Origin of the sequence: Candidatus Manganitrophus noduliformans, assembly GCF_012184425.1 — a bacterium.
Classification (GTDB): domain Bacteria; phylum Nitrospirota; class Nitrospiria; order SBBL01; family Manganitrophaceae; genus Manganitrophus; species Manganitrophus noduliformans.
In genome coordinates this window covers 978317-1000792 of the sequence record NZ_VTOW01000002.1, presented here as the reverse complement: position 1 = coordinate 1000792, position 22476 = coordinate 978317, and the positions used below count along the sequence as shown (strand labels likewise).

Sequence of the window (22476 nt, the reverse complement as noted above, 5' to 3'; positions counted from 1 at the left end):
TTAAAAACTGGGATACGGCCCCTTCTACCGATTTCATCTCAGGCCGCTCATGGAGGCTTTATGCGGTCATTACACGAACCCTCCGGCGCAGTGTCCGGAGGCCCAGGCCCACTGGAAGTTATATCCCCCCAGCCAGCCGGTCACATCGACAACCTCGCCGATAAAATAAAGCCCTTTCACCTCTTTGGCCTCGAAACTTTTGGACGAGAGCGCGTCGGTATCGACCCCCCCCTTGGTGACCTCCGCCAGGCGATAGCCGCCGGTCCCGGCGGGGATGATCCGCCATTGCTGAAAGCGGGCGGCGATCGCCGCGATTTCTTTCGGCGTGTATCGGCCGACCGGCTTGTTTCCTCCCGACACTCCCAGCCACTGTTCGGCCAGGCGTTTGGTCAGCCGCTCGCCGATCAGGTTTTTCAGCTCCGCCTTCGGCCGCTCCTTCTGCCACTGTTTGATTGTTTCGGTCAGATCAAGATCGGGGAAAAGATTGATCGTCACCGGATCGCCCGGCTCCCAGTAGTTTGAAATTTGCAAAATGGCGGGGCCGCTTAATCCGTGGTGGGTAAAAAGGATCGCCTCCCGAAAGGTTTGGTCGCGGCAGGAGACCCGCGCTTCCGCGGCGGTTCCGGAGAGGCCGTCGATCTCCTCCAAATCGCGGGGGCTCAGGGTCAAGGAGACGAGGCCGGGCCGGCAGGGCAAGACGGGGAGGCCGAACTGCGTCGCCACCCGGTATCCGAAGTCGGTTGCTCCGATCTTCGGGATCGACAGCCCCCCCGTGGCGATCACCAGCGATTGGCTCTCGTAGCCTCCGAGGCTGGTTTGAAGGGTAAAACGATTGGGTCCGATGCGTTGCCGCGCGATTTTTTCAACCGAGCAGTTCGTCCGAATCTGCACCCCGCCGAGGCGGCACTCTTCCAGCAGCAGGTGGACGATCGCCGTCGCTTTCCCGTCGCAGAAGAGCTGCCCCAATTTTTTCTCGTGATAGGGGATGCCATGTTTTTCGACCAGCGCGATAAAGTCGGCCGGCCCATAGCGGCTGAGGGCTGATTTGCAGAAGTGAGGGTTGGCGGAGAGGTAATGGTCCGCCTCCACATGCAAGTTGGTGAAGTTGCAGCGTCCCCCGCCGGAGATCAAGATTTTCTTTCCGACGCGGTCGGCCCGTTCCAAAAGCAGAACCCGCCGTCCCCGCTGGCCCGCGGTCAAGGCGCACATCAGCCCCGCGGCGCCGCCGCCGATAACGATGACATCGAATTGTTCCGAAACATTCATAGAAGGTTCAAAATGGGAAAGGATGATGTTTGTAGGGGCGGACCTGTGTGTCCGCCCGCATTGATGATTTTGATTTTTGCTTGTAGAGACGTCCCGCCGGGACGTCTCTGCGCCAGGGCAGGCGGGGTCCCCAAAGAGCAGGCTCTTTGGGGTAGAGACACGGGGGCCTGCCCTATGAATCGATCAATCCCAAAACATTCTCGGGGGGGCGGCCGAGCACCGCTTTTTGAGGGGTGATGACGATCGGCCGTTCGATCAAGATCGGGTTTTCCGCCATCAGCTTGATCCACTCGGCATCCGACCGTTTGTCTGAGGCCTTGATGCCCAATTCTCCCGCGACCGGCTCTTTGAACCGGATCAGTTGCTTCGGCTCCATCCCCAGCTTCTTCAAAATGACCGAAAGCTCTTTTTGCGTCGGCGGGGTTTGGAGGTAGAGAATGATGTCCGGCTCGATCCCTTCCTCATTGAGAAGCTTAAGGGTTTCGCGGCTCTTGCTGCATTTGGGGTTGTGAAAGATTGAGATGTTCATGGCTTACTCCAAGAAAGGGAAAATTTATTATCTAAGATTTATCTTTTCTCGCTATAGAAAAGTCCATTCTAAGACGGCAATTTATAATCCAATCCTCTCGCTAAGTCAACTTGCTCAAAACCGCACCCGCACCCGGTACTGCAGTTTCTCCTCCTTGTCCTTCCCCACCGGCACATCGAACTGGACGGTGTGCGCCTCCACCTTCGTATAGTCGTGTGTCGTCTTCAAAATTTCCCAGTCGCCGGGGATCGGTTCGATTACGCTGATGGTGACGGAAGTCTCTTTATGGTTCCGCAGGGAGACCTCGAAGGCGACCTCATAGGTATCCCAAGAGACCTTTTTCCACTCGGTCTGCTTCCGCTCGGCGACGAGGTCGAAGGCATCCCCCATTTTGATCTTGATCGTTTCATCTTTCGGTGTGTGGTCGATCCGGTCTTCGCCGATAAACTGGAGGCTTCCGTCGCTGTCGGCTTTGTAGACGCGAAGGGTTCCCTTGGGGAGCGGCATCCCGAGCTGGTTTTCTTTTTTGTTGGCGATCTCCACATAGACGCCGACCTTCTGATTCGAGATCGGGGTGCCGTATTGCGTCCGATAGAAATGCGCCGCCCCGTAGTAAAGGAAGCGTTTCTTCACCGGAACCTGGTTGGCGGTCAGCAGCGTGACCTGTTTGGTCTGGTTGTCCTTCAGCGTCGTCGGGCGCTGGAGGGAGTAGAGATGATATTCGAAGAACGATTCCTCCGTAAAGGGGGCGGCGGCCGATTTTTGGGCGGCCATCTCCAGCGCGCGGGGGGCGTCGCGCGTCTCGAACCGGTCCAAAACCCGGTTCACATCCCCCGCCACCAACTTCAGCTTGGCGTTCTTGAAGGTCGCCCCGCTTTTGTTGTCGAGGGTCACCCAGCCGGTCAGATCGATCTTTTGATCTTCCTTGTCGAGGATCGCGACGTAGTCGCTCCTCCAGGTCATCCCGCCGGTGAGATAGGTCGCTTCGACCTTCTGGGGGCGGGTGGTTTCGTTCTCCAATCTCCAGACAAGGGTCGGATTCGGGAGAAGATTTTCAGGAAGGCCGGGGAAGATCATCTTGCCGGGGTGGTCGGTAAAGATCCGGTCCCCCATCCGGTAGACGATGCCGCCGTGGGTGCTGAGGATCGTGATCGGGATCTCGACGCCGTCGCGCAGGACCTTGATCTCTTTGCCGACGAACTTGTCGAGAAGCTTCTGCGGGGAGAGGAGATCATACTCGTAATTCTGCTCCAACACGCCGAGACCGGCCGGATCGGTGAGCGAGGTGATGTAAACGGTCTGGGGCAGGATCTGTCCTGCGACGTCGGAGAATTTCAGCTCCGTGACCCCGGCGGGAAGTGTCAGCCGCCGGGTTTCCCTCACGAGACCGAGATTGCTGTTGTAGACGGTCACGGAGACCGCCTCCTGGTCGTCCGAGTGGCTCGACCGCTCGTGCGGCTTCTCCGGGGGGGCGGCCGCCTCGCCGCCGGGCCCGGCAAAAAAGAGCGCAGTCGCCAGCGCCAGAGATGGGATAAGAAAAAGCAGTTTGGTTTTCATGGTCTCCTCCTTGGGATATGTGGCTCTTATCCCTGTTAGACAACGGAGGAGAAAAAAGGTTCCCGGTTTTTTGTGGAAAATTTCCTCAGCGGGTCGGAGATGGGCTGGTCGCCCCCTCCTCTTTTGTCTTCTCAAAGAGAAAGGTCAGCTCGATCCGTATCGAAGAGGAAGGTGTTGCCCCCGCCGGGGGGGGAGAAGAAGCGGAGGGTTGCGATTCGGAGATAATCTCTCCGACCTGGGTCAGTTCCGACTTGAATCGACTATATTCGGACCTCGGGAGGTCGAGCCGGAACCGGGGTTTGGCATTGTTCGGGTCGTCTCTCTCGGCGGCGGGATGAAGTGTGCCGCCGCTGTGCTGAACGATCTCCCTCACCTTGGCGGAGAGGTCCATCGGTCCATCCGCTTTTCCTCGGGTGAGGAGCGTCAGGAGAATATCGGGAGGAGAGGGGGATTCCCTCTTCGGAAGCGCTTCCGCCGTCCGCTGCTCGCCTCTCTCCGGAAGAGGGGGACCTGCAGGGAGACCCGTTTCGGATTCGGTTTTCCCCGATTCGGCCTCTTTGAATGCCATCATCTCCTGCGCGGGGGCCGGCGCCGGCGCGGCGCGGTCTTGCCGAGCCGACGGCTCGATTTTATCCGTCTCCGCAGGGGGGGCTTGTAGGGAATCGGATAACAACTGCTCCGATGGGGCGGCGGGCGGTCCGGCCGTGTCGGCCGATTTCGATTCCTCGACGGCCAGCGGCGCTTGCTTCAGGGCCGGCGCGGCTTCCGATGGAATCGACTGCGCCATCTGCTCCATCGGCTCGTTCGCCCGGTAAAGAAAAACAGCCAGGCCGACGACGAGAAGGAGCGCGGTGGCATGGAGGGGGATCTTGATCCTGAGCGGCTGGAAGAGGCGCTCCCAGAGGGTCGGTCCCGCCCCCTCTTCCCGGACGCGCGCCATGACCCGCTGTGAAAATCCGGCGGGGAGTTCCACCTCGGGAAGTCCGGCCACCCCCTTGATTCCGTCCCGCAGCTGCTTCGCCTCCGGGAGGCATCGGGGACAGGAGGCGAGATGATCCTCGATCGCGCGCCGGCGGTCGGCGTCTTCGAGCCGGTTATCCAAATATTCCGAAAGCTGTTCTTGGATCTGGTCGCAGTTCATTTCTCCATCCTACTTGAATCGTAATACGGCGCAAGCTTTGTTTTTAAGGCGAGCCGCGCCCGGTGGAGCCGGGATTTCGCCGTTCCGAGGGGGACCTTGAGGATACGGGCGATCTCTTCATACGGAAGGCCCTGAAGATCGTGGAGGAGAATGATCAGCGCTTCTTCCTCCTTCAGGCCGTTCAAACCTTGCTGGACGCGGACGTGCGCCTCCTTCCGCTCGGCCTCCTGCGCGGGGTCCGGACCGGGATGCGGAAGATCGGCGAGCGGATCGCGCGCCTCTTCCGGATCGTTTGAGTCGAACGCCGCTCTTCGAGACAGGTCGGCGGCGAGGCGTTTTCTCCGGGTCATCGCCTGGTTGACGGCGATCCGATAAAGCCAGGTGGAGAAGAGGGCGTCGCCTCGGAATTCTTGGATGGCACGGTAGGCGGCAAGAAAAACCTCTTGCGCCGCATCGGAGGCCTCGTCGATATCTCCCAGCAAACGGTAGAGGAGATTAAAGATCGGTTTCTGATGGCGTTGAATAAGGGTCTCGAAGGCGTCGGTCTCGCCGTTCTGGACCCGTCGCACCCACTCCCAGTCGGTTCCGTCCATCTGGTTTATTTAGACAATGAAAAAAGAAAAAGGTTCCTTAAAAATCAATTACGAATGAGGAATGTGGAATTAGGAATTGAAACCCGGTTTTCCGGCTTTGATTCCTATTTTCATGTTGTACCTTACAAGTATTCCCATCGCCAAAATGTTGCCGCTTGGCCACAGTGGCGGTTTTCCTTGTCGAGCAGATTCCAGACCAGCGCCTGCTCGATCATAAAACGCCGGCCGGTGCGGGAGATTCGGATCCCTTTGTAGTTGTCGATGAAGCCTTTTCGGGTGACTTCCGCCAGCAGACGCGCCCGCTCTTCCCGGCTGACCGGCTCCGCCGTCAGCCGGGAGGGGGTGCGGGTAAACGTTTCCCAGGACATTTCCCAAAGGGCCAGCGCGGTTTCGTTTCCGTAATCGAGGAGGGGGTCGTCTTCGACGCCGTGGGAGACGACCACGAAAGGGGCATGGAAGAGCTGTTCGGCGAGTCTGCTTGAAGAACCGGCGGGGATGAGAAGGTCCCGGCCGGTCCAATGCGTAAAGCTTTGGAGGAGTCGCTCGGTATGTTCAATGAAGAATGCGCTCTTCGTGTCCATCCGGGGTCTTTAGGGTCCGATTCAGGGCAGCGGGGGCATTATGGCAGAAAGGGAGCGCTCCGGCAAGGGGGAGAGAATCCATTGCGGATTGCAGAATGCGGATTTCGGAGTGGATGTCGGACCGGCCGCTCCTCCGCCTGCCGGGAAAAAGAGGGCCGCTCTTTTTTTCGGGGGATCACGCAGCCCCTCGTTCCGTCCGTTCGGCGGGCCGCTCGACCAGATTCGGCATGATAAATTCGGTGAGCGTGTCGATGAGGGGGTGCCGGTCCTCCGGATAAAGTTCTTTGAGCTGCTCGCTTGCCTGCCGCAGCAGATCTTCCGTCGGCGCATTGTCCCGCGAGGAGAGCCGAATCAGAGAATGGATGATCCCCTCAATCAAGGTCTGTATGCGGATGTTCTTTCGTTCCCGATCGAGATCCGGAAAGGCTTCGTCCACCAGATCTGAATAGACCGCCGCAAATTGTCCCGCCAGATAGTGCCTGACCTCTTCCGGAAGAGGTCGAATCCGTTTATCTAAATACATTTTCGAAAGCTCCATAGGAATGTAAGCAAGTGGATGAGAAGGAGGACCCTTGGATCTCTCCCGTTTCTCTGAAGGAGACAATCTGCCCGATGCGATCTCTTCCATGGCCGATCGGATCTGCTTCAGTCCAGAGCGAATGAGGAGCCATCGAGCAGATGTATATAGAAATGGTAGCGAATCGGGGCATTTGTTTGCAACGGAGCGGAGCGGCATGCCGGAGAGAGGGGATTGCATTTCGAAGCCGGATGTGATCCGACGAGCGCAGGGCCGCTTGGGGAGGCGGTTCGTGATTCCGAGAAAGAATCAGCGGCGTTTTGTGTGAAGCATCGCAAGTAGGGGCGAGGCGCTGCCTCGCCCTGGGTTTGTCCTTGTCGGTCTTGGGCGATGCATGCGTCGTCCCTACATAAGGTTTTCCCGGCGGATCCTTTTTGTTGAGGTTTTTGGATCGAACAGTGTATGATCATTCGAACATGAACCTTTCTCCGACAAAAGGCGCCGGGAAAGGAGAGGAATGGCCGAACGAAAATCGACCGCCAAAACGAAACCGCCCAGCCTTCAGAAAAAAACCGCTCCGGTTTTGGCTCCCGAACAATCGCCAATGGACCCGTTCCCGACGCTCCAGCAGACCCTCGGCAACCAAGCCCTTCTTCGCGCCGTTCGATCCGGCATACTCCAGGCCAAATTAAAAGTAAGCCGCCCGAACGATCCGTTCGAGCAGGAAGCCGACCGCGTGGCCGATCGGATCATGCGGATGCCGACGCCGTCCAGGATCGTCTCGCCGGCCTCGGAGCAAGAGGGGGAGCCGTTGATCCAACGAGACACCTGGGAGCCGTATGAGCCCGAGGAAGGATTGATCATCGAGGAGGATCAGGTCTTCACAAAACGATCGGCCGATTCGGGAGCGGAGCCGCCTGCGGCGACCGAATCGCAATTTCACCGACTCCGCGGCGACGGATTTCCCCTCCCTTCGTCCATTCGGTCCTGGATCGAGCCGCGCTTCGGTTACGACTTCAGCCGGGTGCAGCTTCATACCGATTCCCAATCTTCCCGTCTGGCCGATTCGATTCATGCCCGCGCCTTCACCTATGGTCCGCACCTGGTCTTCGGGGAGGGGGAGTATGCTCCGGAGACGGAGGAAGGCCGCCGGCTTCTGGCGCATGAGCTGGCCCACGTCGTCCAACAGGGAAAAGCCTCTCCGCTGGCGGCGGAGGCCGCACCGCTTCAACCTGGCGAGACGTCGGCCCCCTCACCGGCGGGCGGCGCCGAAATCTCGCGCCGCGCCGCCGATCCCGATACGATCCAGCGAGTAGTCTGGCATCCGAACACCGACACCGGAAGAGATTCCGAGCCGTGGGGGCCCGGCAGCCCCAGGGGGGATATTCTCAATGCCGCGACCGACGCGGGGACGGCGATCAACAGCTGGAGACCGCACGATGGGACGACCTACTGGTGCCACGGCTTTACCTTCGGCGGAAAAACCGCGCGCGGCGGTCCTTATTCGGTCTGGGGGGTGTCGGTGCCGACGATTTTAATCGATGACGGTTGGCGGCGGGTTCCCTCCTGCGTTTCGAGCAATGAGGACATCCTTGTTTTTTATGACGATCAAGGCCGTGTGACCCATAGCGGGATCATCCGCTCGGTTTCGGAGCCGGGGGGCCGGGTCGATGAGACGGTGAGCACGCTTGAATCGAAGTGGGGCTCCGGTTCCCACAACACCAGCTCCTGGGAGACAAACGCCACGGCGTATGGAAAATACCGGAGCTATTCGAAAAGTCCCGCGCAGGGTCCGTGCAGCGGCGACGGCGCGAATGAGCTTCCTTGAACGAGCCAGCCAATGGATCTCCGACAGACCGAGCTTTATCACGATCTGATGACCGACGCACGCGATCCCCTCTATCGCGCGATCAGCTACCTTCAGCGCCGCGGCGGTCCGCTGATCGAAGGGGGGGCCGATCGGCTTGCCCTTCTGCAAGCGAACCGCTCCAAGGTGCTCGCCTGGTTGGAAGCTCAAAAAGAGCGGGAGCGAATCGCGGCCGAGTATATCGAATTCAAACGGAACTGGAGTCCGATCTTCCCTGAGTAGCAGCGCCCATCCTTTTTTGAATGGCCTCTCCTCTATTTTTAGATCATTCTTTGAAACCCGCCTCATCATTTTGTGACGAAGCTCACTGAATCGGAGGGAATCTTACCCCTTTTCAGGATAGAGGGAGGGTTTCCAATTGACACCCCAATACCGGTTTGTTAGTGTCTGTGGAATCTTGCGGGAACGGCCGATTGAACCGGGTGCGGCGGCCGGCCCGCGGGAGGATGAGGTGGGAGAATTCGATGAGACGGATCGGTGGATTAATCATCTCGGTGTTGTTGTTGGGAGGGTCGGGTTGCACGCCGGAGGTGCCTCAACCTTCGCAGAAGAATGCGTCGCCGAATATCCGTGCGTCCGGAGCGGCCGAGATGCTGAGCGAATCGGAATACGACGCCCTTTCGAGCGAGCAGAAATATGCGGTGGCCGACAAGCTGATGGGAACCATCTACAAAGGGGTTCCGGTCTCCGACTTTTTTAACATCGAAGGGGGATTGGCGAATCCGACGTTGAAGCGCGAAACGAATTTTCTCGAAGAGACGGAGGCGGCGCTCTCCCGTCCCCTGGAGGACAAAGAGGTTTATCTCGCGCGGATCGAGGAGAAATATTCCTTCGACGAGGAGCGTAAACCGATCGAGTATCCCCTCGCCATGCTCTTCGAGTTTCCGGTCAGCCGCGATTATTTCCACCGCTGGATCGCCTACCGCTTGGCGAACAGCATCCTTTTCTCCCCGGCGTTGGAAAACGATTCGGTCGATTACACCGATATTCAGGACATCCAGTTCCGGCTGGTCAAGATGATGGACGAGGGGAAAACGATTCGAGAGATCGTCTACGAGCATATGATCTCGCAGGAGAACTGGCGCCGCTTCCGCTCTCCGGAAGACAACACCCGGGAGATGATCGAAATTTTCCTCGGCCTCTTCGACCAGGACGCCGAGGTGCCGAAAGCCTCGATCGCCTGTAAGAACTGGTCTCTCACCGACGACGAGCAGGGGTATCAGTTGGTCATCGGGTTCGACGAGAACACCGAGCCGCAGGAGGTTCTCGGCGCCGCGATCCTCAGTTGTTACGATTTCTATCAAGCGGTGGCGCAGCACCCCCTGCTGATCCCCCGGGTCGCCTCGGTCCTCGTCGACGGCTTCTTCGTCGGATATCCCCCGGAGAATAAAGCGGCGCTGGTCAATGCCATCGCCGCCGCCGGGCCGACGACGTTCGACCAGCTCTTCTTCATCATCCTCTTCTCAAAGGAGTATCTTCTCCACGCCGAGCGGCCGAAAGAGTTTGAAGAGACCTTCTTCAACACCGCGGGGAAGATCCAGTGGGTCGCCTACGAGCGCTTCTTCGTCGATCTGAACAGCCCGTTCGGCGGCGCCACGTTCCCGACCCTCCGGAACATGGGGCAGGCGTCGCTCACCTACAAGCTCGGCCGGTTCCCGGACGTTCCGCTCGACTCTCTCAGCTTTTCGTATTATCACAAGGCGGTCCGGGAGCGGCTGTTGATCGACCGCAAGACCGACGCCTTTAATCCGGCCGACGGCGGATGGCAGAAAGAATTCACCGACGTCGCGCTGCAAGGGGACGACTTCATCCATTACCTCTTCCTTTCAGTCATTTCCCGGAAGGCGACGGCGGACGAGCTGACGGTTCTCAATGATGCGATCGTCAAGCGAAGGTACCAGACCAACAAAGAGGGGCAGGCGATGATCGTTTTCGATTACCTGTCGCGGCTTGCGGAACTCTACACCTTCGTTGCGGTTCGATAGGAGGAAGGGAAATGAATCGAAGAGGCTTCGTGAAATGGCTCGGGTTGCTGGCGGCGTCAGCCGTCCTGCCGCTGGAGCTGGCCCGCCCCGCCACCCGCGCGGCGAGGAACCTGAAGGCGGCGCTGCTCGGGGAGGTCCACTACGTCAGGCCGGCGGTGATGCCGAAGGTGATCATGATCTTTCTCTACGGCGGGCCGTCGGAGCTGGCCGGAAATTTAACCAACATCGCCGAGATCAACGCCAACTCCCAGAATCCTTATCCGACCAATCTTCTCCCGACGACGCAAAACAACATCATCACCCCGAATTATTTTTGGGGGGGCGGGGCCGGAGGGGCCGGCGGGGAGACGATGGAGAGCCTGATCGCCTCCGGGGAGATGTCGGTTTACCGGACGATCCACCGGATCAAGGAGGACTCCAAGGCCCACGGTCCGAGCGTCTTCCAGAACCTGGTCGGGAGCCTCGACATGGCGGGGCCCGGCATCGGGACGACATTGGCGGCGATCCTGGCGGCGAACCAGCCGTTCGGCAAGCCGGTGGAGGAGCTGCTCCTTCCGTTCGTTTCGTTCGAGGGGGATTCGGTGATCTACCGGACCGGAGACCTCACCGTTCCGCTCCGGCTCAAGCCGGTCGCCCTCGATTCGGGTTTTCGAAATCCGTATGAGCGGTCGGCCAACGGCTTCGTCTCCGATCAGGAGCCGGTCATCGAGGCGCTCTCGCGGCAGGTCTCCGGCGCTTTGGGAGAGAAGGGGAGGAAAGTCATCGAAGCGTTCGAAAAGCGGGCCGAGCTCGACGCCTTCATCAAAACAAGCTTCAGCACCGCCGCGGTGAATCAGAGCCTTCCGCAGGAGGTCGACGCCAACGGCGTCCCGATCGTCGATGTCGACAACAACCCGGTGAGAATTCAGTATCCGAACACCAACTTCGGAAACCGGTTGAAGGCGGCGATCAGTCTTGCGATCACCAATCCCGATACCTACTTCATCAGCTTGGGGAGCGGCGGCCTGGGAGGATGGGACGACCACTCCGACGCCATTCCGGAGTATACCGCCCGAATCAGAGAGCTGATGGATGCGCTCGCCGTGGCGGCGAAGCATATGCGGCTGGCGGGGCGAAACGACATCGTCATCAACGTCTTCGGCGATTTCGGCCGCAACGTCAATCTGAACAACTCGATCGGGTGGGACCACGGCAACAACCAGAACCTCTACACCCTCGGCGGCGCCGCCGTCCGGCCCGGCGCGCTGGGGAAGGTCGTCGGAAAGACGCAGCGGATCGGCACCCCCTTCCAGAACCGCCAATTCACCGCCCCGACCGACGACAGCTACCAATGCGAGCCGTTTGCGATTGCATCGAGCCTCTACAAATATTACGGGGTGCAAAACCCGGAGATCCTGACCGGCGAGCCGCCGATCGACGAGATCAACCCGCCGAACCAACGTGTCTGAGAACGTTTGAGGCTTCGCAGCGGGATTTTCCGCCGAAGCCTTTTTTACGACCCTCCTGCCCGGTGAGCTTTCCATTTTCGAAATCCATCAAAATTTTTGATATACTAAACATCGATTTAGGTTTCTTCATCCGGGAGAAAAGCGTGGCAGGTGTCCTTTCACAAACGTTGAGGCGATGGGTCGGGTATCCCGACCTTGCGATCGATCTCGGTACGGCGACCACACGTCTTGCCGCCGCTGATTCCCCGTCCATGCTGGAGCGTCCTTCGGTGATCATCCCCGACGACGCTCGGCAGCGCTCTCCTCTTTCCCCCCTCCGCGGGGGGGTGGTGATCGATTGTGAGGCGGCTGCTTCGGTTCTGGAAGGCCTCTTCCATGGTTTGAAGCGGTACGGATTGATCAAACCCCGGGTGCTCGCTTGCGCCCCCACCGATGCCACCGACGCGGAACGGGCGGCCTTGGTCCGGGCCGTCCGAATGGCGGGGGCGGCCGCGGTCGAAGTGGCCCCCGAGCCGTTGGCCGCGGCGATCGGCGCCGGTCTCGACGTGTCGCTGCCGCGCGCCCAAATGGTGGTCGATATCGGCGAAGGGGTGACCGATATCGCCGTGATTCGTTCCGGAACCCTTGTGTCTGCGTCGGCGATCCGGGTGGCGTGCGGCGATCTCCATGCGGCCGTGGGAGAGAGAATTTCATCGGATCACGGCGCGTTTCTCCCGAGGGGGGGGTCGGAGCGTTTGATCAAGCTGATCGGCGCCGATTTCCCGCCCCCGCTTCCCGCCCACATTTTGACGCGGGCGATCACAGAAGAGGGAAAACGCGACACGTGGCTCAAGGTCGATCCGCGCCTCCTCTGGCGGACCCTCTCCCCCATTTACGAGAAGATTGTGAAGCAGGTCGGGGCGACCCTTCGCGATCTTCCCCCTTCTCTTTTTTGCGAGGTGATTGAAAATGGAATTTGCCTGACGGGGGGAGGCGCGCTTCTGCCGGGAATTTCCCGGCGGCTCTTTTCCGAAGTGAAGGTGGACGTGAAGGTTGCCGGCGCTCCATTACATGCCGTGATCGACGGGGCGCGGGCGATGTTGTCTACCGCGATCGAAATCGATCTCTGGCGCCGTTAGAACCGGCGACTTCGTCCTGTCAATTTTGCGTTGATTGCTTCGAGGAAAACCTAGACGCTTTCCCGGTATTTATTGACCGTATCCAACATGGCATGCAACAGCCGCCGTGTTTTTCTGCTCTTCGCGTGCCGGCCCGGGGCGGCCGCTGCGGAGGGCGATTCCGGCCGCAAGATCTGCCCTTCCACAAACTCCTGGAACATCTGGTGCAACTCTTCCGTCGAGATCGTTTTCCATTCTCTGACCATCCGCTGGCCGACGAAAATAATCGCGTCTCCGGTCACCCTGTTGTAGCGGTTGATCAGAGCGGACCGGTCCCCGATCCGACGCAGGACCTCCTCGGCGGTCCGTCCCTCCAGATCGGCCGCCCGGCGGACCAGGCTCCAATAGACCCGCTGGAACCGGGCGATCTTCTCCCGCCGGCTTCGACTGAGCCGGACATCGGCCGGGGAGGCGTAATCCGACCGCAAAATATCGATGAACTGTTTTGGAGAGATTGTGTCGGCGTCGGACAAATAGAGGGGGGGCAATTCGCGCAGGATATCGCGGACACAGAAGATGGCGTCCCAATTGAACCCGTCCGCCACGGCATGACGGCCCCGCTTCGCCTTCGCTTTTTCAAAATATCTCAAAATGGTTCTGAATTCCCCGACCCGCTCCCGATCCTGCGCGCTTTTCAATAAGAGGGCCTGGGTGTTTTGATCGAAACCGATCCGGTAGAGAACGGCTTCATCCCTTGTCTGCTCGAATATCCGCTCGAACCGTTTCAGCGATGGATGGTTTTTGAAGGCTCTCAGGTTCTTCTTTTTTCCGCTGATCAAGAAGTCGGTGAGCTGCGCGAAGGTTTGGACGAGGTACTTGGCCTTGTTCTTCTGTTCGGTGATGCTGGTGGAAAGGCGGTCGACGTCGTCATATCGGTATTCATGGTGAAAGAGGCCGAACTGCCGGACCGAGCCGTAATCGATAATCCCCGCATCGGTCAGGATATTGTCTCCGTCCCATTCCATCCAGCAAAAGATATATTCGCTTTCAAATTGCGCGGCGGCCTTTGCAAACGCGACAGTGATCCGCTCCAGCAGGTCGCCGTACTTCTCTCCGGAATTCCGGATCAAAGGCCACTCTTTGTTTTCGACCTGTCTGGCGATGTGGTAATCGACCACCCGTTTTAATCCCGAGTAATCCCCTTGTTTGAGGTATTTAAAGAAATGGGCGGGCCGCAAAAGATTTTTCCCGGCGCGCACGGTAATGCAGGTGTTGTCGTCAAAAGCGATCACCGCCAGCGTTCTCTCCGTCCGGATTTGATTGCGATGGAAAATATCGCTCATCAGCGCCGCGCCGACCCCGTCCGATAGATCCAAACGGCCGCTGCCGTACGACGCGTTCTTATCGCCGGTCTTAAAATATCTTTTTTCGATCGCCGTCGCCGGGCTCAGGCAGGTCACGCCGGCGCCGCAGCTGGAAATATCCCATCGGCCCCGAGGACCTTTAAACGTTCCGTTCCAGATGCTCCGTCCGTCGCCGGAGGTATGCCCCTTTTTGTCGGGATGCTGCATCTGCAAGTAGCGGGTCGCCATATAGCGATGGGGGCGGATGTCTTCCTTCGGGATCTTGACATGGTGGGTGATGTCGTATTCGTTGATGATCTGCAGGCTGAACGTATCGAGGATGGCTCGGCTGAGCGCGGGGGTGATCACGCGGCGCGCCCCTTTTGGAATCAGGCCGATCTCTTCGGCAAGATCGAAATTAAAATAGAAGAGCTTCCCCCCATGGCGCGTTCTCACGGCGTAATCGACAAAGCCGTTCGGAACCGCCGTTTTAAAAGGATGTTCCCCATTGATCCGGGCAAACCGGGAAGAAACATCCTCCGCGCTCTTTTTCCGTTTTCTTTTTATGGTGATCGACTCCGGATTGTTATGCCGTGATCGGACGGCAACGGCGGTTTTGGGGACGCGCCGCGTCAGGTCACGATCTTAATTATAGCAACTGGTTGGGTTTTTGTGATCATGTGGATATGTCTTTCCGACATGTTGAAGCGATGCGTCGGGATAATCGTTCCGATTTATTCTGAAGTGCACTGATCGGGTGAAGAATCGCTGAAGGCGTTCATTCTGTCTGTTGATGAGGATTCATTGGAGTCTTCTTCCTGAAAGCCTGACCGTTGATGCGCTGAACATAATGCAGATTTCAAACGAGAATTCGTGATGCGTCAGTGACGGGCGGTTTGGAAGAAGTCTTATGTGATTTGACACTCTCATTGAATAAGCTAAACTTTGATCTATCATCGTTATAAATAATGACCGTATTGCCTCAAATACGTCCAGTACGGAGAATCGATATCAATAAAGTAGGGTTTACAAGGAGGAAATGAGTGGGCGTTGAGAAGAAAAACAGGAGCGAAATCCTTTACCGGCTGGCCGCCGATCTCTTTGTAAAGTCCAAGGGGGACGAAGATCTGTCATCCAAGATCGATCGTCTCCGCGATGGAATAAAAAAAGAAATCGAAAGTGAGAATACAATATTCGGAAAATTCCGTGAACTCGTGGAATCGTTTGAGGGAATCATTCCGGAGGAGAAACAACGTTATAATGCCGCGGTCAAGGCGTTGTCGACGACTTCGAAGCTAAGCCGGCAAGAGATCGTTAAGGCCGTCAACAATCAGCTTGAAGAGCTTAAAACGCTCGAGAAGGGCTTGGTGCCCGCTCTCGCCGGATGGCGCGACGAGTTTAAAGAAATGAAGGCCAAATCACTGGAGATAAGAGACGAGATATCGAAACTGCGGAAAAAAATAGGGCGGCTCGAGAGCGAAGAAAAAGGGATCCTCAATGATATGGTGGCGCGGGAAAAGGAAATGGAGCCGGTCGAGAAGTCGGTGGGGGAACTCTTTACGGAGATGGGGGCGGAGATAACCGATATCAAAAAAAAGATCGAGGAATTTACTTTCGAAGGCGCGGCCTCTCAACCGATCCCGCCCAGGGCTTCTATTCATAAAAGCGATATTCCCGGCGAGGAAAAAGGAGGCGGCAAGCAGAAAAACGAAATCCGTGAGTCTTCTGCGCCGCAGGATACGGAATGGGAGAAAGCATGCCCCATGTGCGGAGGCCGATTGAGCTTCCACGTTAAGGATGAAATGTGGCTCTGTTATACCTGCGCATACGAAGAATCAAAAAAAGGATGAAGTTTCGGAATAAAAGCGAAGAAAAAAGTGAACATCGGAACGCGCCTAAATCCACTCCGGCGTCGAAGCCGATTTTCGATCCGCCCCGCCCCTTCGGCGTTCCCCTTTCCCAACGAAATCCGGAAATCAAAAAAGGGATCATCACCGTCAATAACCGGCCATCGGTCAAAAAAGGCGAACGCATCGCCTTCCACGTATTTCTGTATTAACTAAACAAATTTTATAGTTCAATCCCCCGTCACCAACCAAAACGGCACCCCTTCCCCTTCCAGGAATGTTCTTGCCTCCGATCCTTGCAGCATCGCAAAGGTCGCAAGCATTCCCGCTTCCAAGCAGGTCGATGCCAACACCGACACCGAACGGGGAGCGTTTTCCACCGGCCAGCCGGTGCGGGGATCGAGAATATGGCTGTAGCGGATGTTGTCTTTGAGAAGATAACGGCGGGCGTCGCCGCTGGTGGCAAGCCCCCCTTGCTTCAACGGGATCTTGGCGACGAGCTTTTTCCCGCTCGCGGCGGGATCGTCGATGCCGACCTGCCAGAGGGATCCGTCGACGCGGGGGCCGACGGCGAAGAGATCGCCGCCGTAGTTGATGAGAATGCCGGTCTGAAGATGTTGGGAGAGGAGCTGCGCGGTCCGGTCGACGGCGTACTCTTTTCCGATCCCGCCGAAGTCGATCTCCATTCCGGCGGGGAGGGTGAAGAAGGGGCGCTCCCAGCGGACCTTCGACCAGCCGATCCGGGGGAGAAGGGCCGCGACCGCTTCCGGGTCGGGGAGCCGGTCGCTTCCGTCGAACCGCCAAACCTGCCGGAGGAGGCCGGAGGTGATGTCGAACTTTCCCCCGCTTAACCCGGCGCAGGCGGCGGCGAAGTCGAGAAGAGAGGCGGTCTCTTCATCGACCTCGACCGGTTTTCCATTGGCATGATTGATCCGATAAACGATATTGTCGTCGCGGTATCGGCTGAACTTCCGTTCGATCCGCCGCGCCTCTTCCTCCGCCAGACGAAAGAGTTTCTCGGCCGACGCGGCGTCCCGGGTGTCGATCAACACCTCGCAGGGGCCGGCCATCGCATGAAAGCGGCCGGTCCAGAGGCCGTTCTCGCGCGTCAGCGATCGTTCCTCTTTTTTCACGGCGGCGGTCTCGACCAGAGGGCGTAATCGACGATGTCGGAATAAGAAAGGGTCGCTTGAACGAAAACGATATCGACTTTGGGGAACCGGTCATCGGCGTCGTGCTGCTGCATGTACTCGGCCCGAATGCCGAACTCGACCCGCTTCCCCAGCGGGAGGCCGTATTTCACCCCCACGCTCCGCGTGATCAGGTTGCCGAGCCGGTAGTCGGCGCTCGCGTGTTGCGGCAACGGCGCCCCTTCCGCCAGACTGTAGCGGTAGAAGTCGGCGGCGGTCTGGGTGTAATAACGAAGATGCCCTTGCAGAGAGTGGCCGCGGACAAGCGCCAAGCGGTATCTCAGATCGGCGGTGTGGGAGCGGATTCCCCAGTCGTCCCAGGCGTAGCGGTAGGCGACATGGACCACGTCCTTCGTCAGATGGTGCGCCATGCGCCAGAAAATGTTGTTCCGGCTCCGGTCGGCGGGCCGTTTTTCATAAAGATAGTCGACCGGGTCGCCGGCGGAATCGACCACCGTGATGATCTTGTACGGGTCGGTCAAATAACCGTCGGTCATCCCCCGGGTATAGTTCATCTGCGTGACCGTCTTTCGACTGACCACCTGCGAGATGCCGAAGAGGAGGTCGATCGCCCTTTTCTCGCCGTTCTCCAACCGCTCCGCGCTTGAGACGCTGCCGAGCGCCACCGGTGTTCCGGTGCTCGGCTTAACGGTGTCGTTGTTGAATGACGCGCCGCCGGTCAGCGTCGTCATCCGCTGATTGAGATCCCACAAGACGAGACCCCCCGCGCCGAACGAATCGTAATCATGCTCGGTCGAGAGGTTCCCTTCCACCCTCGCGGTCAGCGTCCGCCAGAGCGCCTTCTCCAGGGCGAGCTGGGCGGCGATGCGGTTGTCTTCGAATTCGGTGAGCGGATCGACCCGGGCGCCGGCCCCGACGCTGATCGTCCGCGCCACCCCCGAAGGGGAGGTCACCGTTTGAACGCCGCCGGAATCGGTCCCGAAGATTGCCCCGTTCGCCGAGGCGCCGCTGATGGCGTCGTAAGTCACTTTCAGCGCGAACGCCTCGTCGCTGCCGATGTCGCGCCGGAGCGAGAGGATCGACTCGGAGACGGTGACCCGGTCTTTTTCGGTGTAGTAGAGGGTGGAGAGATCGGCTTTCCAGGGAAACTCGTCCGCCGCGGCGGGAGCGGGCGTTTGAGAGAGGAGGGTGCAGGCGGCGACGGCGAGGGTGTTTCGGATCGACTTCTTTCCGTTCAATTGCAACCGCAACCCCCTCCGCCGATTCCCTGCCCGCCGCTCGAACCTTCCTTGCTGAAGGAGATCTTCTCGTCCATCTCATTTTCCATCGGGTCGGGAATCAATTGCATTTTTTTCTCCGCGAGCAGGTCCCGATCCCAGGGGGGGACGCGGGTGATGCAGCCCGAGAAGAGAAGGGAGAGGACGAGAAGGGTCAAAAGGGTTCGGCCGGATCGGATCAGAGAAAGGGTCATCCGTTATCCCTCCGCCAGGAGCTGCCGGATTTCTTCTTCGATCCGGAGCTTATTGGCATCGAAGAAGCCGAGGTGGGTCGAGCGGAGCGCTCCCTTCCGGTCGATCAGATAAGAACTCGGCATCGTCCGGACGCGGTAGGCCTCCGCCACCCTCCCGGCGGGATCGAAGGCGATCGTGAATTGGGCGGGATAGTCGGCGAGAAAGGCGCGTGCGGCCCCCTCTTTTTTATCGACGTTGATCGCGACAACGGCCAGCCCCTGCTTGCCGTAGCGGCGCTGCAGGTCGTTCATCCAGGGGAAAGACTTGCGGCAGGGGGCGCACCAGGAGGCCCAGAAGTCGATATAGACCACTTTCCCCCGGTAAGCGGCCAGGTTGACCGGGCCGGCCTCTCCGGGAAGAGAGAAGGCGGGGGCCGCCTCTTCCGCCCGCGCCGCGGAGAGAAGGATCAGCAGAACGGTCAGTGGAAGGAGCTTTCCCGAAATCTTCCGTAAAAAACGAATCATGACGAACCTTGCGGAAGCGAACGATCTACAGGATAAAAGAAAGTCGGCGGACTGGCAAGTAAGATTTCAGGGAAGGTTTCCAGGCGGCGATCAGACGACATCAAAACCAGACCTGAACCGCATCCCGAAGCCGCAAGACCGAATCCTGCTCGTATTGCTGCTCGTAGCGATGGATGATTTCCTGGATGGCCGATTCGGCCTGGAAGGTATCGGGGTGGATGATCTGCAAGACCATCGATCGTTCCTGGACGAGCCGGTTGTCGGCGCCGCGCCACTGGCCGTTGGCCTCCCAGTAGGTGAAGCCGTCCGGAAAGCGGGGGGTAACGATGTCCCGGAGAAAGTCGTTCCATTCGGCCGCGCCGACCGGGCCCCGCGCGGTGCTCAGCCCGAAGAAGAGGGTGTCGGAGATCAGGACCGTTCCCTGGCGGCCGATCGATGGAGAGATCGGGCGGGTGTTTCCATCCGTGGCGCACCCCGTCATGGAGGTGAAGAGGAGGCCTAAAAGAAGGAGAAAGGGGAGGGGGCGCAGGGGATGTTTTTTTCGAGAACCGTCCATCATCTCAAGACCTCGATTGAAGTTCCTGCCGGCGAGCCGAGCGGACCTGACGCAAGAAGAGTAAACCAACTCCGGCGGTAATTGCAAGATCGGCGACGTTGAAAACGCCGGTCCGGAGTCTCCCGATCCCGACGACCAGGAAATCGATGACGTAATCGTAAAGAACGCGGTCGATCAGGTTGCCGAGCCCCCCTCCCAAAATGAGGGAGAAGGCGGCGACTTCGATCACCGACAAGCGGCGGTAGATGAGAACGTAAAGGAAAAGTCCTACAAGAAAGCCGCCGACGAGGACGGAAAAAATCCAGAAGCGGGTCGTCTCCGAGAGCCCGGACCCCAGACCTAAAAACGCGCCGGGATTCTCCACATAGTCCAGCCGGACGATCCCGCCGAAGAGGGAAATCGGCGGAGCCGATTCGAGCCGATCGCGCGCGATCACCTTGGTGATCCGATCGAGTCCCACCGTGGCGAGCAGGAGGGTGAGAATCAGAAAGCGTTTTTTGACGGCCGTCATCCGGTTTTTCTTCGGGACTCTGCTTATTGAAATTGCGCCTTGAAATCATGGAGGGTCCGTTTCAACTCCTCCAGTTCCTGACGGAGGGACTTGACCTCATTTTCGAGTTTCGCGACCGCCTCGTTCTCCATCGGCTCATTCCGGAGGGCCGATTCGGAAGGGGCCTCCTCTTTGTTTTCGGGGGGGCCGGAGAGAAGGTGGGCATAACGCGATTCCTTCCGGCCGGGCTGCCGCGGAAGGAGGGCGACGTAGCCCCACTCTTCCAATGTTTGAAGGGTCTTCTGGGCCTCTTCCAAGCTGGCAAAAGAATGGAGCCGCTCCGTGCGCCCGCGGATCTCTCCGACCGTCTGCGCTCCCCGCAGCATCAACACGCAGAGAACGGCGGCCTCTCGCTGTACTAGGTTGGCGCTCTTGAGAAAAAGCTCCGAATACTTCGGCACCCGGCCGAGTTGGTCTTGGGTGACCAGCCGCTTTGTTTTCAGCGCTTCCAGCGCATCGGCGACCGTCTTCTCGTCGTAGGAGACGACCGGGTCGCGGTTGGAGGTTTGGTTGCACGCGTTTTGAAGGGCGTTGAGGGAGAGAGGGTAGTAGTCGGGGGTCGCCATCTCCTTTTCGATCAAGCAGCCCAGGACGCGGACTTCCGCGTCGGTGAGAACAAAATCCATCAGCACGGCTCCTTTACATTCTTTCTCATGAATGGTTTTTTATACCTGATCCGATCCGATTTCGCAACCGTTTAACCTTTGCGTACGGTCGGGAGAAGGGTGGGTCATGATTGAGGCGGGGTAAATGAAAGAGAGGCGGCTTTTTGGATCGATCTCTTTGGCGAGGACCCGGATCACCTCCAGGGGGGTGGAAGGTCACCGGGTCATCGCCTCCTTGTGAAGAGAGAAATTGGAGATCTCTGTGGGGCTACATCCACCAGACTTTGTCGGGGACCTGTGATTGGAGGTAACCTTTCATCAGGTCCCTTCGGGCCAACATTCCGACCAGTTTTCCATCCTCATCGACCACCGCGACACGGATCAGATGTTTGTCTTCCATGACTTTCATGATCTCCGCCGAGCTGGCTTCGACCGGGACCGTGATGGCCGGTTTGGTCATAATGTCGCCAGCGCTGATTTCGTTCAGCTGCTTTCCCTGCCGCATCGCCTTCAGCAGATCGTATTCGCTCACGATCCCGACCGGTTTCAGATCGCTGTCGACGATCGGCACGCTCCCGAAGTTGCCGGTGGTGATGGCCGCGGCAATCGATTGCGCTTTTACCGATTTTGTAAAATAAACCACGTCCTGCTGCATGAACTGAGCAGCGGTCAGTGTGTTGAAATCTGTTTGTCCGACCATAAAGTCAATCCGTCTCATCCGATTCCTCCTATGGTTCATTTCTGGGGAGACTACTTCGTCGTAGGGTCCGCCGGTTTCATCGCGCCTCTTTTACCGGAAGGTTTCGCAGATAATCATTCGAGAAGCTCGATTGTATTCGATACCACTCTGGGCTTCATCCCGCCGGCATGAAATCCCAGATACAAAGTAAGTATGCCATAGAAGTGAAAAGTAGGCCACATGGCCGGTGAGTATAAATTTCTATATAAACCGCCCCAGGAAAATAAAAACCGGAAGAAGGAGAGTGGCTCGGCATCCTTGGGTCGAAAGGGGGTGGTCATCGTCGATCCGCAAAAGCCGATGCGGCCGGCGCCCTATTCGAACGGCAAGACGGAGCTGGCGCCGTAACCTTCCCCTCCTTGCAATCGGCGCGGCGGCCCCGTATTCCATCGCGGGGCCGCCGATTGTCTTCTTTCCTCTTCAACGCAGTTCCTCCTTCGCAGACGACCGGGCCGCTTCGGCCAGGTCGCTGATGGAGACGGGGGCGTAAATTCCCGCCGCGACGATCATCTTCATCGCCTCTTCCACGCTTAGCGACGTCGGAATCACCTCCGACTCGGGAAGGTGGATCAGAAAGCCGGTGAAGGGGGTCGGGGTCATCGGGATGAAGATGTTGACCAGCCGCTCAAACGGGAGCCGCTGAATTTCCGCCCGGACCTCCCCCGTCACGAAACCGATGGAATACGCTCCTTTCCGCGGATATTCGACCAAGACGACACGATGAAATCTCCCGCGCTCCTTCTGCTGGACCGAGAGGGTTTCCACGATCGACTTCACCAGCGAGTAGACGTTCCGGACCACCGGGACCCGGTGGAGAAAATCGTCCCACATCTGCAGGAATTTCTTGCCGAAAATATTCGTCGCGAAGAGACCCGCCAGAAGGATCAGGGAGATCAAAACGAGAATCCCGAATCCCGGCAGGTAATAGATGCCGGACCCCTTCAGAAGATTGCCGAGCACGCCGTCGAGGGTCTTAAAGAGCGTCCTTAAGGCAAGGTAGGTTCCCCAGATCGGGACCACCACCAGGAGGCCCGCGATGAAATAGCGCCGGACCGCATTTAAGTAGTCTTCAGGAAACCGGCTTTCCCCCTCCCGCTCCGGCGGGGAGGCTTGGTTGTCATCGCTCATG

At 58.5% G+C, this 22476-nt stretch carries 24 protein-coding genes; 7 read left to right on the top strand and 17 right to left on the bottom strand.

The window, feature by feature from the left end; genetic code table 11:
- Positions 1 to 69: 69 nt before the first annotated feature.
- The 7 genes from MNODULE_RS13905 to MNODULE_RS13875 all read right to left on the bottom strand — a co-directional run bounded on the left by MNODULE_RS13905 (position 70) and on the right by MNODULE_RS13875 (position 6190).
- Positions 70 to 1266 (bottom strand): BaiN/RdsA family NAD(P)/FAD-dependent oxidoreductase, encoded by a 1197-nt coding sequence (locus tag MNODULE_RS13905; protein WP_168060782.1) that lies wholly within the window; start codon positions 1264 to 1266, stop codon positions 70 to 72.
- A 172-nt stretch (positions 1267 to 1438) separates the two neighbouring features.
- Complete coding sequence (gene arsC, locus MNODULE_RS13900; protein WP_168060780.1) at positions 1439 to 1795, bottom strand: arsenate reductase (glutaredoxin); 357 nt, start codon at positions 1793 to 1795, stop codon at positions 1439 to 1441.
- 114 nt (positions 1796 to 1909) lie between these two features.
- Positions 1910 to 3352 (bottom strand): DUF4139 domain-containing protein, encoded by a 1443-nt coding sequence (locus MNODULE_RS13895; RefSeq protein WP_168060778.1) that lies wholly within the window; start codon positions 3350 to 3352, stop codon positions 1910 to 1912.
- Between the two features lie 85 nt (positions 3353 to 3437).
- On the bottom strand, positions 3438 to 4493 hold the full coding sequence (locus MNODULE_RS13890; RefSeq protein ID WP_168061186.1) for a DUF2275 domain-containing protein: 1056 nt from the start codon (positions 4491 to 4493) through the stop codon (positions 3438 to 3440).
- Positions 4490 to 5086, bottom strand: a complete 597-nt coding sequence (locus MNODULE_RS13885; protein WP_168060776.1) for a sigma-70 family RNA polymerase sigma factor — start codon at positions 5084 to 5086, stop codon at positions 4490 to 4492. The genes MNODULE_RS13890 and MNODULE_RS13885 overlap by 4 nt, the downstream gene beginning before the upstream one ends.
- Positions 5087 to 5208: 122 nt before the next feature.
- On the bottom strand, positions 5209 to 5667 hold the full coding sequence (locus MNODULE_RS13880; RefSeq protein ID WP_168060774.1) for an MEKHLA domain-containing protein: 459 nt from the start codon (positions 5665 to 5667) through the stop codon (positions 5209 to 5211).
- 175 nt (positions 5668 to 5842) lie between these two features.
- On the bottom strand, positions 5843 to 6190 hold the full coding sequence (locus MNODULE_RS13875) for a hypothetical protein (RefSeq protein WP_168060772.1): 348 nt from the start codon (positions 6188 to 6190) through the stop codon (positions 5843 to 5845).
- A gap of 511 nt (positions 6191 to 6701) precedes the next feature.
- Here MNODULE_RS13875 and MNODULE_RS13870 point away from each other — a divergent pair.
- The 5 genes from MNODULE_RS13870 (at position 6702) to MNODULE_RS13850 (ending at position 12602) form a co-directional block, all read left to right on the top strand.
- Positions 6702 to 8012 (top strand): eCIS core domain-containing protein, encoded by a 1311-nt coding sequence (locus MNODULE_RS13870; protein ID WP_168060770.1) that lies wholly within the window; start codon positions 6702 to 6704, stop codon positions 8010 to 8012.
- 12 nt (positions 8013 to 8024) lie between these two features.
- Positions 8025 to 8273 carry a hypothetical protein gene (locus MNODULE_RS13865; protein ID WP_168060768.1) on the top strand — a complete coding sequence of 83 codons (249 nt, stop codon included), beginning with the start codon at positions 8025 to 8027 and terminating at the stop codon, positions 8271 to 8273.
- Positions 8274 to 8515: 242 nt separating this feature from the next.
- Complete coding sequence (locus tag MNODULE_RS13860) at positions 8516 to 10036, top strand: hypothetical protein (protein ID WP_168060766.1); 1521 nt, start codon at positions 8516 to 8518, stop codon at positions 10034 to 10036.
- Positions 10037 to 10047: 11 nt separating this feature from the next.
- Complete coding sequence (locus MNODULE_RS13855; RefSeq protein WP_168060764.1) at positions 10048 to 11484, top strand: DUF1501 domain-containing protein; 1437 nt, start codon at positions 10048 to 10050, stop codon at positions 11482 to 11484.
- A 143-nt stretch (positions 11485 to 11627) separates the two neighbouring features.
- The gene (locus tag MNODULE_RS13850) at positions 11628 to 12602 is read left to right on the top strand and encodes a rod shape-determining protein (RefSeq protein WP_168060762.1); all 975 of its coding nucleotides are present in this window, start codon (positions 11628 to 11630) and stop codon (positions 12600 to 12602) included.
- Positions 12603 to 12652: 50 nt separating this feature from the next.
- Here MNODULE_RS13850 and MNODULE_RS13845 read toward each other — a convergent pair whose 3' ends face one another.
- Positions 12653 to 14380, bottom strand: a complete 1728-nt coding sequence (locus MNODULE_RS13845) for a protein adenylyltransferase SelO family protein (protein WP_168060760.1) — start codon at positions 14378 to 14380, stop codon at positions 12653 to 12655.
- Between the two features lie 587 nt (positions 14381 to 14967).
- Here MNODULE_RS13845 and MNODULE_RS13840 point away from each other — a divergent pair.
- On the top strand, positions 14968 to 15774 hold the full coding sequence (locus MNODULE_RS13840) for a hypothetical protein (RefSeq protein WP_168060758.1): 807 nt from the start codon (positions 14968 to 14970) through the stop codon (positions 15772 to 15774).
- A gap of 227 nt (positions 15775 to 16001) precedes the next feature.
- Here MNODULE_RS13840 and MNODULE_RS13835 read toward each other — a convergent pair whose 3' ends face one another.
- From MNODULE_RS13835 to MNODULE_RS13800, 8 genes are all read right to left on the bottom strand, one after another.
- A complete protein-coding gene (locus tag MNODULE_RS13835; protein WP_202882215.1) occupies positions 16002 to 16904 on the bottom strand; it encodes an FAD:protein FMN transferase in 903 nt (300 codons plus the stop codon).
- Entirely contained in the window at positions 16901 to 18172 is a 1272-nt protein-coding gene (locus tag MNODULE_RS13830) for a DUF3570 domain-containing protein (RefSeq protein ID WP_168060756.1), read from the bottom strand. Before MNODULE_RS13830 ends, MNODULE_RS13835 begins: the two co-directional genes overlap by 4 nt.
- Entirely contained in the window at positions 18157 to 18393 is a 237-nt protein-coding gene (locus tag MNODULE_RS13825) for a DUF4266 domain-containing protein (protein WP_168060754.1), read from the bottom strand. Before MNODULE_RS13825 ends, MNODULE_RS13830 begins: the two co-directional genes overlap by 16 nt.
- Before the next feature lie 3 nt (positions 18394 to 18396).
- The gene (locus MNODULE_RS13820; RefSeq protein ID WP_168060752.1) at positions 18397 to 18897 is read right to left on the bottom strand and encodes a TlpA disulfide reductase family protein; all 501 of its coding nucleotides are present in this window, start codon (positions 18895 to 18897) and stop codon (positions 18397 to 18399) included.
- Between the two features lie 100 nt (positions 18898 to 18997).
- Positions 18998 to 19456: a DUF3574 domain-containing protein gene (locus MNODULE_RS13815; RefSeq protein WP_168060751.1), complete on the bottom strand. Its 459-nt coding sequence runs from the start codon at positions 19454 to 19456 to the stop codon at positions 18998 to 19000.
- 1 nt (position 19457) lies between these two features.
- Positions 19458 to 19964 (bottom strand): signal peptidase II, encoded by a 507-nt coding sequence (gene lspA / locus MNODULE_RS13810; RefSeq protein ID WP_168060749.1) that lies wholly within the window; start codon positions 19962 to 19964, stop codon positions 19458 to 19460.
- Between the two features lie 23 nt (positions 19965 to 19987).
- Complete coding sequence (locus MNODULE_RS13805; RefSeq protein ID WP_168060747.1) at positions 19988 to 20629, bottom strand: YceH family protein; 642 nt, start codon at positions 20627 to 20629, stop codon at positions 19988 to 19990.
- 247 nt (positions 20630 to 20876) lie between these two features.
- The gene (locus tag MNODULE_RS13800; protein ID WP_168060745.1) at positions 20877 to 21326 is read right to left on the bottom strand and encodes a CBS domain-containing protein; all 450 of its coding nucleotides are present in this window, start codon (positions 21324 to 21326) and stop codon (positions 20877 to 20879) included.
- A gap of 201 nt (positions 21327 to 21527) precedes the next feature.
- Between MNODULE_RS13800 and MNODULE_RS13795 the strand changes: the two genes are divergently transcribed.
- A complete protein-coding gene (locus tag MNODULE_RS13795; protein WP_168060743.1) occupies positions 21528 to 21695 on the top strand; it encodes a hypothetical protein in 168 nt (55 codons plus the stop codon).
- A gap of 72 nt (positions 21696 to 21767) precedes the next feature.
- Here the strand turns inward: MNODULE_RS13795 and MNODULE_RS13790 are convergent, their stop codons facing one another.
- Positions 21768 to 22475, bottom strand: a complete 708-nt coding sequence (locus MNODULE_RS13790; RefSeq protein WP_168060741.1) for a DUF502 domain-containing protein — start codon at positions 22473 to 22475, stop codon at positions 21768 to 21770.
- Position 22476 lies beyond the last annotated feature (1 nt).

Excerpts from the sequence above, each read along its gene's own strand:
- MNODULE_RS13880 (WP_168060774.1), bottom strand. The coding sequence starts at position 5,667 with ATGGACACGAAGAGCGCATTCTTCATTGAACATACCGAGCGACTCCTC.
- arsC (WP_168060780.1), bottom strand. The coding sequence starts at position 1,795 with ATGAACATCTCAATCTTTCACAACCCCAAATGCAGCAAGAGCCGCGAA.
- MNODULE_RS13870 (WP_168060770.1), top strand. The coding sequence starts at position 6,702 with ATGGCCGAACGAAAATCGACCGCCAAAACGAAACCGCCCAGCCTTCAG.
- MNODULE_RS13820 (WP_168060752.1), bottom strand. The coding sequence starts at position 18,897 with ATGATTCGTTTTTTACGGAAGATTTCGGGAAAGCTCCTTCCACTGACC.
- MNODULE_RS13825 (WP_168060754.1), bottom strand. The coding sequence starts at position 18,393 with ATGACCCTTTCTCTGATCCGATCCGGCCGAACCCTTTTGACCCTTCTC.
- MNODULE_RS13860 (WP_168060766.1), top strand. The coding sequence starts at position 8,516 with ATGAGACGGATCGGTGGATTAATCATCTCGGTGTTGTTGTTGGGAGGG.
- MNODULE_RS13800 (WP_168060745.1), bottom strand. The coding sequence starts at position 21,326 with ATGAGACGGATTGACTTTATGGTCGGACAAACAGATTTCAACACACTG.
- MNODULE_RS13875 (WP_168060772.1), bottom strand. The coding sequence starts at position 6,190 with ATGTATTTAGATAAACGGATTCGACCTCTTCCGGAAGAGGTCAGGCAC.
- lspA (WP_168060749.1), bottom strand. The coding sequence starts at position 19,964 with ATGACGGCCGTCAAAAAACGCTTTCTGATTCTCACCCTCCTGCTCGCC.
- MNODULE_RS13815 (WP_168060751.1), bottom strand. The coding sequence starts at position 19,456 with ATGATGGACGGTTCTCGAAAAAAACATCCCCTGCGCCCCCTCCCCTTT.
- MNODULE_RS13855 (WP_168060764.1), top strand. The coding sequence starts at position 10,048 with ATGAATCGAAGAGGCTTCGTGAAATGGCTCGGGTTGCTGGCGGCGTCA.
- MNODULE_RS13905 (WP_168060782.1), bottom strand. The coding sequence starts at position 1,266 with ATGAATGTTTCGGAACAATTCGATGTCATCGTTATCGGCGGCGGCGCC.
- MNODULE_RS13890 (WP_168061186.1), bottom strand. The coding sequence starts at position 4,493 with ATGAACTGCGACCAGATCCAAGAACAGCTTTCGGAATATTTGGATAAC.
- MNODULE_RS13805 (WP_168060747.1), bottom strand. The coding sequence starts at position 20,629 with ATGGATTTTGTTCTCACCGACGCGGAAGTCCGCGTCCTGGGCTGCTTG.
- MNODULE_RS13895 (WP_168060778.1), bottom strand. The coding sequence starts at position 3,352 with ATGAAAACCAAACTGCTTTTTCTTATCCCATCTCTGGCGCTGGCGACT.
- MNODULE_RS13865 (WP_168060768.1), top strand. The coding sequence starts at position 8,025 with ATGGATCTCCGACAGACCGAGCTTTATCACGATCTGATGACCGACGCA.
- MNODULE_RS13790 (WP_168060741.1), bottom strand. The coding sequence starts at position 22,475 with ATGAGCGATGACAACCAAGCCTCCCCGCCGGAGCGGGAGGGGGAAAGC.
- MNODULE_RS13795 (WP_168060743.1), top strand. The coding sequence starts at position 21,528 with ATGGCCGGTGAGTATAAATTTCTATATAAACCGCCCCAGGAAAATAAA.
- MNODULE_RS13885 (WP_168060776.1), bottom strand. The coding sequence starts at position 5,086 with ATGGACGGAACCGACTGGGAGTGGGTGCGACGGGTCCAGAACGGCGAG.